This window comes from Compostibacter hankyongensis, from assembly GCF_039541075.1.
GTDB lineage: Bacteria > Bacteroidota > Bacteroidia > Chitinophagales > Chitinophagaceae > Compostibacter > Compostibacter hankyongensis.
Genome location: NZ_BAABFN010000001.1, coordinates 13,474 through 27,201, shown reverse-complemented (window position 1 = coordinate 27,201; position 13,728 = coordinate 13,474). Strand labels below are relative to the sequence as shown.

General features: G+C 56.1%; 12 protein-coding genes. 4 read left to right on the top strand and 8 right to left on the bottom strand.

Going from position 1 to position 13,728, the window contains the following annotated elements:
• Positions 1-55: 55 nt before the first annotated feature.
• The 3 genes from katG to ABD851_RS00105 all read right to left on the bottom strand — a co-directional run bounded on the left by katG (position 56) and on the right by ABD851_RS00105 (position 3,751).
• A complete protein-coding gene (gene katG, locus ABD851_RS00115) occupies positions 56-2,332 on the bottom strand; it encodes a catalase/peroxidase HPI (protein WP_344973399.1) in 2,277 nt (758 codons plus the stop codon).
• Positions 2,333-2,491: 159 nt separating this feature from the next.
• On the bottom strand, positions 2,492-2,659 hold the full coding sequence (locus ABD851_RS00110; RefSeq protein ID WP_344973397.1) for a hypothetical protein: 168 nt from the start codon (positions 2,657-2,659) through the stop codon (positions 2,492-2,494).
• A 156-nt stretch (positions 2,660-2,815) separates the two neighbouring features.
• The gene (locus ABD851_RS00105; RefSeq protein ID WP_344973394.1) at positions 2,816-3,751 is read right to left on the bottom strand and encodes an SRPBCC family protein; all 936 of its coding nucleotides are present in this window, start codon (positions 3,749-3,751) and stop codon (positions 2,816-2,818) included.
• 245 nt (positions 3,752-3,996) lie between these two features.
• On the opposite strand from ABD851_RS00105, the gene ABD851_RS00100 reads away from it, so the two are divergent.
• On the top strand, positions 3,997-4,899 hold the full coding sequence (locus ABD851_RS00100) for an NmrA family NAD(P)-binding protein (RefSeq protein ID WP_344973391.1): 903 nt from the start codon (positions 3,997-3,999) through the stop codon (positions 4,897-4,899).
• Between the two features lie 4 nt (positions 4,900-4,903).
• On the opposite strand, the gene ABD851_RS00095 is transcribed toward ABD851_RS00100, so the two are convergent.
• The 4 genes from ABD851_RS00095 to ABD851_RS00080 form a co-directional block, all read right to left on the bottom strand.
• Positions 4,904-5,470 carry a dihydrofolate reductase family protein gene (locus ABD851_RS00095; protein WP_344973388.1) on the bottom strand — a complete coding sequence of 189 codons (567 nt, stop codon included), beginning with the start codon at positions 5,468-5,470 and terminating at the stop codon, positions 4,904-4,906.
• A 155-nt stretch (positions 5,471-5,625) separates the two neighbouring features.
• Positions 5,626-8,817, bottom strand: coding sequence for an error-prone DNA polymerase (locus tag ABD851_RS00090; protein WP_344973386.1), 3,192 nt, complete (start codon positions 8,815-8,817; stop codon positions 5,626-5,628).
• Between the two features lie 18 nt (positions 8,818-8,835).
• Entirely contained in the window at positions 8,836-10,332 is a 1,497-nt protein-coding gene (locus ABD851_RS00085; protein WP_344973383.1) for a Y-family DNA polymerase, read from the bottom strand.
• 1 nt (position 10,333) lies between these two features.
• Positions 10,334-11,092 carry an ImuA family protein gene (locus tag ABD851_RS00080; protein WP_344973380.1) on the bottom strand — a complete coding sequence of 253 codons (759 nt, stop codon included), beginning with the start codon at positions 11,090-11,092 and terminating at the stop codon, positions 10,334-10,336.
• Between the two features lie 253 nt (positions 11,093-11,345).
• On the opposite strand from ABD851_RS00080, the gene ABD851_RS00075 reads away from it, so the two are divergent.
• Positions 11,346-11,735 carry a DoxX family protein gene (locus ABD851_RS00075; protein ID WP_344973377.1) on the top strand — a complete coding sequence of 130 codons (390 nt, stop codon included), beginning with the start codon at positions 11,346-11,348 and terminating at the stop codon, positions 11,733-11,735.
• Here ABD851_RS00075 and ABD851_RS00070 read toward each other — a convergent pair.
• Positions 11,729-11,893: a hypothetical protein gene (locus ABD851_RS00070; RefSeq protein WP_344973374.1), complete on the bottom strand. Its 165-nt coding sequence runs from the start codon at positions 11,891-11,893 to the stop codon at positions 11,729-11,731. The genes ABD851_RS00075 and ABD851_RS00070 overlap by 7 nt on opposite strands.
• A 186-nt stretch (positions 11,894-12,079) precedes the next feature.
• On the opposite strand from ABD851_RS00070, the gene ABD851_RS00065 reads away from it, so the two are divergent.
• Together ABD851_RS00065 and ABD851_RS00060 are read left to right on the top strand one after the other, a co-directional pair.
• Positions 12,080-12,799, top strand: a complete 720-nt coding sequence (locus ABD851_RS00065; protein ID WP_344973371.1) for an SDR family oxidoreductase — start codon at positions 12,080-12,082, stop codon at positions 12,797-12,799.
• A complete protein-coding gene (locus tag ABD851_RS00060; RefSeq protein WP_425549945.1) occupies positions 12,793-13,713 on the top strand; it encodes a helix-turn-helix domain-containing protein in 921 nt (306 codons plus the stop codon). Before ABD851_RS00065 ends, ABD851_RS00060 begins: the two co-directional genes overlap by 7 nt.
• Positions 13,714-13,728: the final 15 nt, after the last annotated feature.

Genomic DNA, 13,728 nt, shown 5'->3' with positions numbered 1-13,728 from the left:
CCCCATAAAAACTCCCATGTACTGCGCTGTATGGCATAGCTCGGCTGAGCCTTGCTCAGTCCAGATCGAACCGGTCCAGGTTCATCACCTTATTCCAGGCGGCGACGAAGTCTTTTATAAACTTGTCCTGCCCGCCGGCGCTGGCATACACTTCGGCAACGGCCCTCAGCTCAGCGTTTGAGCCAAACACGAGGTCCGCCCGCGTAGCAGTCCATTTGGGCTTGCCGGTGGCGCGGTCGCTGCCTTCATAAAGTTCCTCATCTGCGGAAGCGGCTTTCCATGCCGTACGCATATCGAGCAGGTTGACAAAGAAATCGTTGGTGAGCGCACCCGGGCGCTGTGTGAAGACGCCGTGTCCGGACCCGTCAAAATTGGTGTTCAGCACGCGCATCCCGCCTACCAGCACTGTGAGCTCCGGAGCGGTAAGGGTCAGTAAATTTGCCTTGTCGACCAGCAGCTCTTCGGTAGATACGGGCACCTTTGTGCTGCGATAGTTGCGGAAGCCGTCGGCGGCAGGCTCCAGAAGACCGATGGATTCTACATCAGTTTCTTCCTGCGAGGCATCCATACGACCCGGCGTAAAGGGAACGGTAATGTCGTGCCCGGCGTCTTTCGCCGCTTTTTCCACTCCTGCGCAGCCGGCCAGGACGATCAGATCGGCCAGCGAGATCTTTTTACCGCCTTGCTGCGCGTTGTTAAATTCCTGCTGAATACCTTCCAGTACGCCCAGCACTTTTTGCAGCTGTGCCGGATTGTTCACCGTCCAGTCTTTCTGGGGCGCCAGGCGGATGCGGGCGCCGTTGGCGCCGCCGCGTTTGTCCGATCCGCGGAAGGTAGACGCCGAAGCCCAGGCGGCGGAGACCAGCTCGGGTACGCTCAGCCCGGACTGCAGCACTTTGGTTTTTAAGGCGGCGATATCGCTGTCATCGACCAATGCATGGTCCACCTCGGGAATAGGATCCTGCCAGATCAGCACTTCTTCCGGCGCGTCGGGCCCCAGATAACGGGAGCGCGGCCCCATATCGCGATGGGTCAGTTTGAACCAGGCACGGGCGAAGGCATCTGCAAATGCGTCGGGATTTTCGTAAAAGTGGCGGGATATCTTTTCAAAACCGGGATCCATTCTGAGGGCGATATCGGTCGTTAGCATGGTCGGCCTGCGGCGCTTTGCAGTGTCGAAGGGATCGGGGATAATATCGCCCGCATCTTTGGCTACCCATTGGTGCGCGCCGGCCGGACTTTTGGAGAGCTCCCATTCAAAGCCGAACAGATTTTCAAAGAAATTATTGCTCCATTGGGTCGGCGTTTTGGTCCAGATCACCTCCAGGCCGCTGGTGATGGTGTCGCCGCCTTTGCCGGAGCCATAGCTGTTGCTCCAGCCCAGGCCCTGCATTTCCATGCCTGCGGCTTCGGGCTCTTTGCCCACATGGGTAGCCGGCGCAGCGCCGTGGGTTTTGCCAAAGCTGTGTCCGCCGGCGATCAGCGCCACGGTCTCTTCATCGCTCATGGCCATGCGACCGAAAGTATCCCGGATGTCTTTGGCCGCAGCGAGCGGGTCGGGATTGCCGTCGGGCCCTTCGGGGTTTACATAGATAAGGCCCATCTGCACGGCTGCCAGCGGTTTTTCCAGGTTGCGGGAGTGAATGTCGCCGTCTGCATCATCGTCGGACACCAGTACGCCGTGACCTTCTTTCACACCTTCGGAACCATGCCCATACCGCACGTCGCCGCCCAGCCAGGTGGTTTCAGCGCCCCAGTATACCGTTTCATCCGGCTCCCATGCATCTTCCCGTCCGCCGGCGAAGCCGAACGTCTTAAAGCCCATCGACTCCAGTGCTACATTACCCGTAAGGATCAGCAGGTCGGCCCAGGATATTTTGTTACCATATTTTTGTTTGACAGGCCAGAGCAGCCTGCGCGCTTTATCCAGGCTGACGTTATCCGGCCAGCTGTTGAGCGGCGCAAAACGTTGCTGTCCCGATCCTGCGCCCCCGCGGCCGTCGCCGATGCGATAGGTACCCGCACTATGCCATGCCATACGGATGAAGAGCGGGCCGTAATGCCCGAAGTCTGCCGGCCACCAGTCCTGCGAGTCGGTCATCAGGGCGTGCAGGTCTTTTTTCACGGCTTCGAGGTCGAGGCTTTTGAAAGCTTCGGCGTAATTGAAATCCTTACCCATCGGATTGGATAAAGGCGAGTGCTGGCGCAGGATATTCAGCTTTAGCTGGTTTGGCCACCAGTCGTGATTCCGGGTGCCGCCGCCGCCCACATTGGATTTCATCCGCCCGTTATGAAAAGGACATTTGCTGATGTCGTTTGAATCGTTCCCCATGTTCGAAGATTTTGTATGCGTTTATAATGAGATTAGGCATTCCTGTCAGGACAATAAAAGTAAGATTCTGATGAAATAATCAAAATCAATTAAATTTATATTTTGATAGGAAAAACCTATGTCATCCCTTCGAAGGGGAGAAACAGCGACAGCGCCGTGCTATTTTCTCCTGAAGACCGAATAGGCAATACTGATAATGCCGACCAGCGCCATGGCCAGTCCGGCCGGCTTTGATATATCCGTAAAGATCCGGGAGAAGGACAGGATACCTACTCCTAAAAACCCTATCCCGACGATCAGCGAAGCATATTTTCTGATAAAAAGCATGGCTTTTGATATTTGACGGTAGATCCGTACGGCTCACGATGACGATTGACCGGCTGAAGGTAGAGCTTTTCTGAAAACGCCGGCTCCATTCTGCCAGCCATGCCCTACCGCCTGAGGCGACAGGGAACATGAACTGCTGCAGGATCTTTTGGCATCCTATTGCTCAAAATCCGGATAAGGAAGCCCTTTGCCGGTTTCGCAAAGCAGTTTGAGGCTTCTGAAAAAGAGCGCCCAGGCATAGCTGCATGAGGCGAACTCGGAGGTGTATTCCTTCCACCCGTCATGGTGAAACGATAAGATGGCACCTTTGGCATGAGGCTCCAGCTCAAAATTAAGCGTGGTGCCGATCCATTCGGGATATGCTTTAAGACAAACCCATTTCACGCTGCTGTAGGGCTTAAGCTCGGTTATTTTCATTTCTTTGAAATAATCCGGGCCAAAAGCAAACCTTGCCACGCTTCCTACCTCGGGCTTCGCCGTGGTATCCGGCGTCCACCAGCCGGCCAGTCCCTCCTGCGTAGTCAATGCCCCGTATACTTTTTCCACCGGCGCTTCGATGAGCAGCCTGTGACAAATGCTTTTCGGCGCTGCCGGCTCCGATACAGCCTGATCCTCCGGCGATCCTGCCGCGGCGCTGCCAGCCCCGTCGTCTTTGGGGGTAGCCTTGCCCTTCCCGGTGAGGATAAGACTTTTTAAGCTGTCCTGTACATAATGCGTCCAGGCGTCGTGACAGATATTATAGCACTCATAGGCCGGCACCAGTCCCCGGTGGGTGAAGGTCAATTGTGTTTTGCCGCCTTTGCCGGCGATCTCAAAGACGACATCAGTGTCTTTCCACTCGCTTTTGTCCCTGGTGAATTTGAAATAATTGTCCAGCACATGCCAAACCACCTTTTTGCCGGGGATCGATTCGGTGATCTTCGCTTTACACCGGTGTACATCCTGGTAATGGTATACAAATTCGCCGTTCAGCCGAGCCGTGTCGCCCTCGATGTTTTCAGACCACCATCCGCGTACGTTATTAACGGCATCAAAAACTTGCTGTGGCGTTGCCTCCACCAGGAGCGTCGTTGTGAAATCTTCGTTTTTCATGACCTTAAGATTTTAATGATGAAATTATTTCAACCCAAAAGTAGAGATAGATCCCTACCCGGAGGTGGTGTAAAACAGACTTTATGGCGGGTCAATTTGGACATTTAACGATGGGGTACCGCATACCGGCCCTATGGCGACGAGCAACAGGCCATCTTCCTCAATTTTGGCTACAATAAAAGCAGATCCGGCTACATCCGCTTTGGGAAGCCTGCCGACCTTTGTCCTGTCAAAAAGCAATTAAAATGAAAATAGTACTCACAGGCTCTATAGGGCACATCGGAAAACCACTGGCGCAGGCGCTGGTGCAAAAAGGACACGCGGTTACGGTTATCAGCAGCACGGCCGAAAGGGAAAAAAACATCATCGCATTGGGGGCCAAAGCGGCTATCGGTAACCTGCAGGATGTGGATTTCCTGGCGGAAACTTTCAACGGCGCAGATGTGGTGTATACTATGTTGGCGCTTGGCGCCGGCAGCTTCTTTGATCCGGACCTGGATTTTGCAACGGCCAATATCCGGATTGGGCACCATCTCAAAGCAGCCGTCCGGCGGGCCGGTATACAACGCGTCGTACATTTAAGCAGTATAGGCGCTCATATGGACGAGGGAAATGGTATCCTGGCCATCCACCATGCTGCAGAACGTATTTTGAACGAATTGCCGGGAAATATTTCCATTAAATTCATGCGGCCCGTTGGCTTTTATTACAATATGCTTGCCTTTATCCCGGTTATAAAAAGCCGGGGCGCCATCGTGCAAAACTATGGCGGTGATGAAAAGGAGCCCTGGGTTTCGCCGTCGGACATTGCCGCAACGATTGCCGGAGAAATGGAGCAGCCTTTTGAAGGCAGAACGATCCGTTATATCGCCAGCGACGAGGCTTCGCCAAACGAGGTGGCCGGGATTTTAGGAGCGGCCATCGGCCGGCCCGGACTAAAGTGGGAGGAAGTTCCCGACGAGCAATTTTTGAATGGCTTGATCGCTTCGGGGATGAACCCCCGGACCGCCCGGGGTTTTGTGGAAATGAATGCGGCGCGGCGCGGTGGTGTATTGTATGAGGACTATTACCGCCATCGCCCGGCGTTGGGGAGGATAAAGATCAGCGATTTTGCCCGCGACTTCGCGGCGGCCTTTAATCAGCCATAGACGGTTAAACCGGGCGGGCTGCCGTTCTGTTTTCGGGTTCGTAGATAAGCTGTACCACGCCCGATCTGAAGCTGTTGGTTTTGACCAGTCTTAATTCTATCCGTTCCCTGAGATTTTCAAACAAAGGCTTGCCGCTTCCTAAAGCTACCGGGTGTACCGATATCCGGTACAGGTCGATAAGGCCCAACCGGATAAAGGTATGGATGAGACCTGCTCCGCCGTATAGCCAGATGTCTTTTCCACCCTGCTTCTTGATTTCCGAAACCTTATTGGCTATGTCGGAGCTGATGAAAGTGGCGTTATCATCCTGTCTGTCCCGGCTGGAAAAAACATACTTATGTTTTGAATGCACTTCCTTCCAGATCGATTTTTCTGCAGGGCTGGTATTCGTATCCGGTTGAAAATTTCCCCAGGCATCGTAGCTCACCCTGCCGTAAAATATCGTGTCTATACCCGATAGGAAACCCTCAAAATCCATATCGCTGTCCATAATACACCAGTCGACTTCCCCATCCGGGCCTTCAATAAACCCGTCTAAGGTCGTGGCGAGGTCTAAGATTACTTTTTTCATTCAAGATTGCTTTAGATAAAAACAAGGCTTCCTGCTATGGCCCAGCCGCCGTACATAAAGTCATCGCGGGCGTCCGCATTCCTAAATCTCAAACAACTTAAAGTTAGCGCAGAAAGCTTACATTTAATTATTTACCACGTCTGAATTGCTTTTTATTATTTAAAATTTCTGGAAGGGAACATCTCTCCCTGTATGGCCTGCGGTCTTTTTATCTTCTCTTGATCCGGTTCCAAAGCTCCCGGCGGGAACGCTTCATCTTCACCCGGAAGCAACCGGTCAAGCAGCCCTGTAAGGTTGTAACAGCTTTTGATGAGCACGTGCGTAATTTCTCCTTCCCGTTGCAGCCGGCCTTCCACCATCAGCAGCCGTGAATAGAGTATTTCCTTGCGGAATTTTTCAAGCAGCTTGGGAAAAGCGATGAGGTTGGCGCTCCCCGTTTCGTCTTCTATGGTGATGAAGCAGGTGCCGCCCGCAGTGCCGGGACGCTGCCGCACCAGCACTATCCCGGCCACCCTGACGATGGTGCCGTCGGGCCAAAGGTTCAGCTCTGCCGTGGGGGTCGCCTTTTGCCGGGAAAGCTCCCGGCGGACAAAATGAACGGGGTGCGCCTTTAAAGACAGGCCGGTAGCGCCGTAATCCTGCAGCACATGTTCGGAGAGCGACATCGCCGGCAAGGTTACCTTTTCCTCATCGGCGCTTACCGCAGGCTGCCCTTCGAACAACCCGACAGGACGGTCGCCCAGCGCGGTTACCTCCCAGAGCGCCTGCCGCCGGTCGAGGCCCAGGGAGCGGAAAGCATCCGCATCGGCCAGCCGTTCCAATGCCTCCGGCGGCACGCCGGCTTCCCGCAGGGCCGTAAGGGTGGCGTAGCCTTTTTTTCTTCCCGATACCAGCAATGCTGCATCCCCGGCGGACAAGCCTTTTACCTGTGCAAACCCGAGGCGTAACGGGCAGTGGTTGCCGTTGCGCTCCTCCAGGGTACATTCCCAGAAAGAGTGGTTGACATCGACCGGCAGGACTTCTACACCATGCCGGCGGGCGTCGCTGATGAGCTGAGCCGGCTGATAAAAACCCATCGGCTGGCTGTTCAGCAGCGCGCAGGCAAACACATCGGGATAATAACACTTCAGCCAGGAGGAAACATAGGCCAGCAAGGCAAAGCTGACGGCATGACTTTCCGGGAAGCCGTAGCTGCCAAAACCTTCTATCTGCCTAAAAACCCGGCGGGCGTATTCTTCCGTATAGCCTCTGGACACCATGCCGGAGATCAGCTTCTTTTCGTATTCCGCCACCTTCCCTTTTGCCTTGAATGTGGCCATGCTCCGGCGCAGCCCGTCGGCTTCGTCGGGCGTAAAGCCGGCGGCCACGATCGCTATTTCCATCGCCTGCTCCTGGAAAAGCGGTACGCCCAGCGTCCGGCCAAGGATGTCCCTTAATTCCTGAGAAGGGAATTCCACCGGCTCTTCTCCGTTGCGGCGACGCAGATAAGGATGCACCATGTCGCCCTGTATCGGCCCCGGACGCACGATGGCCACTTCGATCACCAGGTCATAAAAGCATTTGGGCCGCAGCCGGGGCAGCATCGACATCTGCGCCCGGCTTTCGATCTGGAAAACGCCGATGGTATCGGCATGGCTGATCATCTCGTATACCGCCGGGTCGTCTTCGGGGATATTGGCCAGCGTCAGCGCAAGGCCGTGGTGCTGCCCGGCCAGGTCAAAACATTTGCGGATACAGGTCAGCATACCCAGGGCCAGCACATCCACCTTGAGGAAGCCCAGCGCTTCGATGTCATCCTTGTTCCATTCGATATTGGTCCTGTCTTCCATGCGGGCATTGAGCACCGGGCATAGGTCGGAAAGCTTTCCCCGGGTAATGACAAAGCCGCCGGTATGCTGTCCCAGCTGCCGGGGAAAGCCGATGTACTGCTTGGTAAGTTCCAGCGCTTTGCGCAAGAGGGGATCATGGATATCCAGTCCGTTTTGCCGGATACGTTCTTCCTCCACCCCTTCCCCGTGAAATCCGCCGCAGGCGGCGAGACGGTTTACCGTATCCACCGAAAGCCCCATGGCTTTGGCAACATCCCGCACTGCGCCTTTGTAATGCACCTGGGTGACGGTAGCCACGATGCCCGCCCTGTCGCGGCCATACTTTTGGTAGATGTACTGCATCACCTCTTCCCGGCGTTCATGCTCGAAGTCCACGTCTATATCCGGCGGCTCGTCGCGGGCATCCGACATAAAACGAGCAAAGAGCAGCTTGAATTTGGCAGGGCTGACCGAAGTGATGCCCAGGCAATAGCAGACCACGGAGTTGGCCGCAGAGCCACGTCCCTGGCAAAGGATATCCCGGCTGCGGGCAAAGCGCACAAAATCGTGGACCGTTAAAAAATAAGCGGCGTAGTTCTTCCGGGCGATAAAGTCCAGCTCGAATAAGATGGACTGTTGGATATTTTCAGGAACCGGTTCCCCGAACCTTTCGCGGGCGCCCTGCCAGGTGAGATGGCAAAGCTCTTCCTGCGGCGTGCGTCCTTCCGTAGTGATCTCTTCAGGATAGACGTATTCCAGCTCGTCCAGCGAGAAGCGGCAAGCGGAGGCGATCTCCTGCGTGCATTGAATAGCATCCGGGTACAGCCGGAACAGGCGCTGCATTTCTGAAAAAGGCTTGAGAAAGCGTTCGGCGTTCTGACAGAGGCGGTAGCCGGCGCCGGAGATCGTGCATTTTTCGCGGATACAGGTCAGCATATCCTGCAGCTCCCGGCGGGCCGGATCGTGATAGTATACATCGTTGACAGCTACCATGGGAATGTCCAGCTCCGTACACAGCTGTTGTGTACGATACAGCCTTTTGGCGTCAAAACCCCGGTAGGACCAGGAGCCGGCGAGGTACAGGGCGGCCCCGAATGCACGGCGGTAGGCCTGCAGGGCGTTTTTGAAATCCGGTTCAAAATCCCATTTCTCATTCAGCTGCGCCGGCGGTAATGCGATAAACAAAATGCCTTCGGCATGCGCATAGACATCCTTGCGGTACAGCAGACATTGGCCTTTCTCGGTCCGGAGATTGCCGAGGGTGAGGAGGCCGGACAAGCGGGCATAGGCCGCTTTGTCCGTAGGGTAAGCCAGCAGCGGCGGCCCGTCCTCCAGGTTCAGACAGCAGCCGGGGATCACCCGGATACCCTGTGTGCGGGCAGCGGCATGCGCGCGGACGATGCCCGCCAGCGTATTGTGGTCGGTGATGCCGATGGCCGTATAGCCCAGACGGGAGGCCTGCTCCACCAGCTCTTCGGGGTGCGAGCCGCCCCGGAGAAAGCTGAAGTTCGTCGTTACCTGTAATTCCGTGTAGTTCATCCTACGCCCTCCTTCTTGCTATGCAAAAAAGCCGTGTAAAAACCATTCCGGCTTTTGCTGATCATAGTGACCCGAGCGGAACAGCCAGTACCGGCCGCCCGTTTCGTCTTCGACGATATAATAATCCCGCTGCTGCCCGGTTTCGATCCACCATTCCTGCTCGATCCTTTCCGGTCCGTCGGCTTTGCTGACCTTGTGTATTTTCCCTTTGTAGACAAAAAGCATGGGCGGATAGTCCGGTATGGGCGCCGCCACCCTGATGCGTTCCGGCCGGGGCAGCAAGTGCAGCGGCCGCCGGTGGTCCGGCCATGCGGCCGCGGGTTGCTCCTGCAGGGAGGCCGCCACCTTATACGACCGTTCGGGCCAGTAATGTTCATCCGGAAGATAGCGGCGGATGGCCTGCGGTCCTATCTTGCCGGCGATCCGGTCCAGCAATTCGGCTATGGCGCTATCCCTGTGGCTGCTCATTTCCCAAAGGGTTTCCTGACCGGGTGGCAGCGCTTCGACCACCGGCGCCTCGAGGGTGAACAGCTCAAAGCCCAGATCCGGCTCCAGGCGGCTGATCTGCAACGCAAAGAGTTTGAAAAGATGTGCCACATTCCGGGAGGGGCGGGTGGTGGCCACGGCGATCTGCCGGATCTGGCCGTCTACGCGGTGACCTTTGAATATGCCGGAGCGCAGACCTTTGCCTTCTCTTTCCAGCCGGCGGTGCAAGGCTTCCAGCAGCCTTTGCAGGGCGATCTCTATGCCTGTTGCCGTGCGGATCGACTCCAGGCAGGGCAGCCGCTCCGTGTGTGGCGCGGCGGGCTCAATCGGCCGGATCACCCCGGGCGTATGCCCCAGGGCCAGGTCCATCCTTCGGAGCAGCGCCTCGCCAAAACGCCGGCGCAGCGCCGGCCTGGGCAGGTGTATAAAACGACCTATCCGGTAAAATCCCAGTTTTTCCAGGCGTTCGCGGGTTGCCGGTTCCAGCCGCAGCGCGGCCGGCGGCAGGGGATGCAGTGCGGCAGCCTGTTCGTCCGGGGGAACGATGGTCGCCCGCTGCTGCCCGTAACGGCTGACCGCCCAGGCCGTGGCCATGGTGTCGGCGATGGCTGCGCGGACATGGTATCCATAGCCCTCCAGCTCACCCGTTAAGGCCTCGAGGTAGAGCTGTTCTCCGCCCCAGAGGTGCGGGCAGCCGCTGATATCCAGCAACAGACCGTCGGGCGGGTCCACCGCCGCCACGGGAGTATAGCGCAGGCCCCATTCCGCCAGGGCATAGAGCAGTTTCCCCGCCTGTTCCGGCCGGTCGTCAAACACCCGGAGCTCCGGCAGGATCGCCCGGCAGTCTGCCACCACCCTGCCGGGGGCAATCCCTTCGGCCCGGGCGGCGGCGCTGACGGCCGTTACCTTCATGCGGCCCTGTTCCGGCGCAGCCAGCACAAAGGGCTTACCGTACAGCTCCGGCCGGCGGCGGGCCATCCGGTCGGCGATCAGGTAAGGGAACCATATGGCGGCATAGCGGGTGTGCATGTTATCCGATCTTTCGTATCCGCACTTCCGGGGCTGTGGCGGCCGGCGGCAGCACATGAAAGCGCCCTTCGGCCCACTCCAGCTGCCAGGCGCCCGGCTTGCCGTTGCGGGCACGCAGCAGCTGCACCGTCCAGCGGGGATGTCCTACGCCCGGCAGGGCATCTTCCGTGCGGGCGGGGAGCGGCTTTATCCTCCAGCGGGCCACACAGGCTATCGTGTTTTCGCTTCGCGGACGGCAACGGTGGATGAACCCTGTCACCCGGCTTTGCTCCACCGCCAGCTGCAGCCGCCGGGCTGCCGTGAAGCTCAGCTCCTGCAGCCGGCCTACTACGGCCGTCAATCCTGCGCACCGCAGTCCTTCCTCCACGGCCCAGAGGATTTCTTTCGGCCGGGTGGTAGTGACGAAGAGGATCTTTTCCGGTGCGATACCGAACCGGGTCAGGGCCGGCGGGAAAAGAGGAGAGCCCACCCACAGACAAAAGCCGCCCTGCTGCATCAGCCCGCCCAGCAGTCCTGCCATGAAACCCTCGGTGGCGGCGGCTTCTTCCGGGCCCTGGCTGATGAACTCATGCATGGCGCCGGTGGGGAACACCCCGTCCGGGAAAGCCGCTTCCACAGCGCCCAGTCCTGCGTTTACCCGCAGGCTCTCCCCGGGCTTATGCAGCCCCTGCAAAGCCAGTATTTCCTTTTGCAGCTTTTGGAAGATATGCGCTTTGGCGTCCGTATCCGGGCAGGCGATATGGCGGTTTTCTATGGGCATAGCCATGTTCTATTCGCAAGATTACTAATATTTTTAGTAATTGTGCCAAAAAAATTAGTAATTCGGACAGCGCATGGTTTGGCAAAGTTAGGGGAGACTGTCTGTGCCGCTCATCATAAAGATGCTGTATGCCGCCATACGACGTGCTTTTCAAAAGTTCCTAACTTTATATGCGAGAATGCCGGATATGCGAGAATGCCGGTATTCATCCGATTGTTGACTGGATGGAACCCATCCGCGAACAGGCAGATTTATGGGCAAGCCTTTCAAAATAAAGCATATCGCTTTCTGGATCGTTACGGCGCTGCTGGTCTTCGAGCTGATCGACGGGGCGCTGTGGGACTTCAATATTCTCAATAAAGGAGCGGTGCAGGGGGTGCTTTCCCGTTTGGGTTATCCGGCCTACCTGGCCTTTATACTGGGTAGCGCAAAGATACCGGCCGCTGTGGCGATATCCCTACCCCGGCTGAAATGGCTGAAGGAGTGGGCATATGCGGGGCTGGTCTTCCTGTTTACGGGCGCAACCGTTTCGCATATCGTCGTGAAGGATTATGCTTCTGTCGTATTCCCGCTCATATTCCTCCTGTTCACCCTGTTGTCGTGGCGCTTAAGACCGGATGGACCGTTCCGCCGTAGTCACTGATCTTCTTCCCGTCGTTGTATATCCGTCTTCTCTTCGGTTATCGGATCCTCTTCGGGGCCGGGAGAGAGCAGCTTTTCCTTATCCCTGCGATTTCTGATTATAATGAAGATCACAAGGATGATAACGGCCAGCACAATGATGACGACTGCAGTAGTCATATCCGGATTTTATATATTTAGCCAGGGGTAAAGCTCCGGGCCTTCCATCCAAATATAACGATTTTTTCTTTTAAATCCGGGTTATCTTTCTGTTAAGTAGGGGTGGGAAATCCGGTTACAACAATCCACCTTTCGGCTACTTCCGGTTGCTAAGCCTGCCGGAACTTTGCGGATAAAGAAAGTACCATGAAAATCGCACTGATCACCGGTGCCAATAAGGGAATCGGTTTTGAAACCGCCAGGCAACTGGCGCAGCTTGATCATTACGTTTATATCGGAAGCCGCGATAAGTCCAGGGGACTGGAAGCGGTAAAAAAGCTGAAAGCCGGAGGGCTGACCCATGTGAACTGCCTGGAGATAGACGTAACGGACATCGTCTCGATCCGCTCGGCCAGAGAAGAACTGGAAAGCAAAACGCAGCAGCTGGATGTCCTGATCAACAACGCGGGCATTGCCGGAAAGCAGCCGCAACATATCTCAACAGGCGGGATGGACAATTTGCGGGAAGTATTTGACACCAACTTCTTCGGCGCGGTACAGACAACACAAGTATTTCTTGATCTGCTGAAAAAGTCTTCCGGGCCGCGGATCGTGAACGTTTCAAGCCAGCTGGGGTCGTTGACCTTTCAGCGCGGTACTTCCAATCCCCATCATCGCATCTATGATGCCTACAGCTGTTCAAAGACGGCGTTAAATGCTTTTACGGTAATGCTGGCCCGGGCACTTGAGGACACCGCTTTCAGGATAAACAGCGTGGGCCCCGGTTATACGGCAACCGGCTTAAATCAGTTCAAGGGCATCCAGACCCCAGCGGAGGCGGCAGAAGTGGTTGTAAAATATGCCACGATAGACCCTGACGGGCCGACAGGGAAATATTTTGGGAAAAAGGGCGAAATTGCCTGGTAAAGATGAAGACACAAAAGGTAAAGACGATCAGCGAGTTTCACCGGCTCAGGGGCCTGCCTCCGCCGGAGCATCCGCTCATCAGCGTGGTAGATTACGCGAAGATCGTACGTCAGCCCGATCTCGGCCAGGTCAGGTGGGTGAATGATTTTTACCATATTTCGGTCAAGCGCGGAGTGAATGCCAAGCTGAGATACGGTCAGCAGGCGTATGATTTTGACGAGGGGGTAATGTTCTTTATTGCCCCGGCCCAGGTCTTCAGCATTGAAGAGGATTCCGGTCCGGCTACCGGGCGATCCGGCTGGATGCTGCTGATCCATCCCGATTTTTTATGGAATACGGCATTGGCAAAAAACATACGTCGATACGAATACTTTGATTATGCCGTAAACGAAGCCCTGTTCCTTTCCGAGAAAGAGGAGGAAACGGTCAGTAACATCGTTGCCCACATTCAGCAGGAGTGCCATGCCAATATCGACAAGTTCAGCAAGCAGATCATTATTTCACACGTTGAAACATTGCTGAGCTATGCCGAGCGATTTTATCATCGCCAATTCATTACCCGGGAGAGATCCAGCCACCAGCTACTGAGCCGCCTCGAGGAATTGCTGACGGATCATTTTAATAATGAAGAGATAGCCGTAAAAGGATTGCCCACCGTTCAATACATCTCCGGCCGGCTGAACGTTTCGCCCCGGTATTTAAGCAGCCTGCTGAAGACGTTGACGGGACAAAGCGCGCAGCAGCACATCCACAACAAGCTGATCGAAAAGGCGAAGGAAAGACTCTCTGTCACCGAGCTGTCCGTCAGCGAGATCGCCTATGCGCTGGGCTTCGGGCACCCGCAGTCGTTCAGCAAGCTGTTCAAGACCCAAACCGGTCAAACCCCGCTGGCGTTCAGGGCGAAGTTCAATTGACCGGTGCTGCAACGG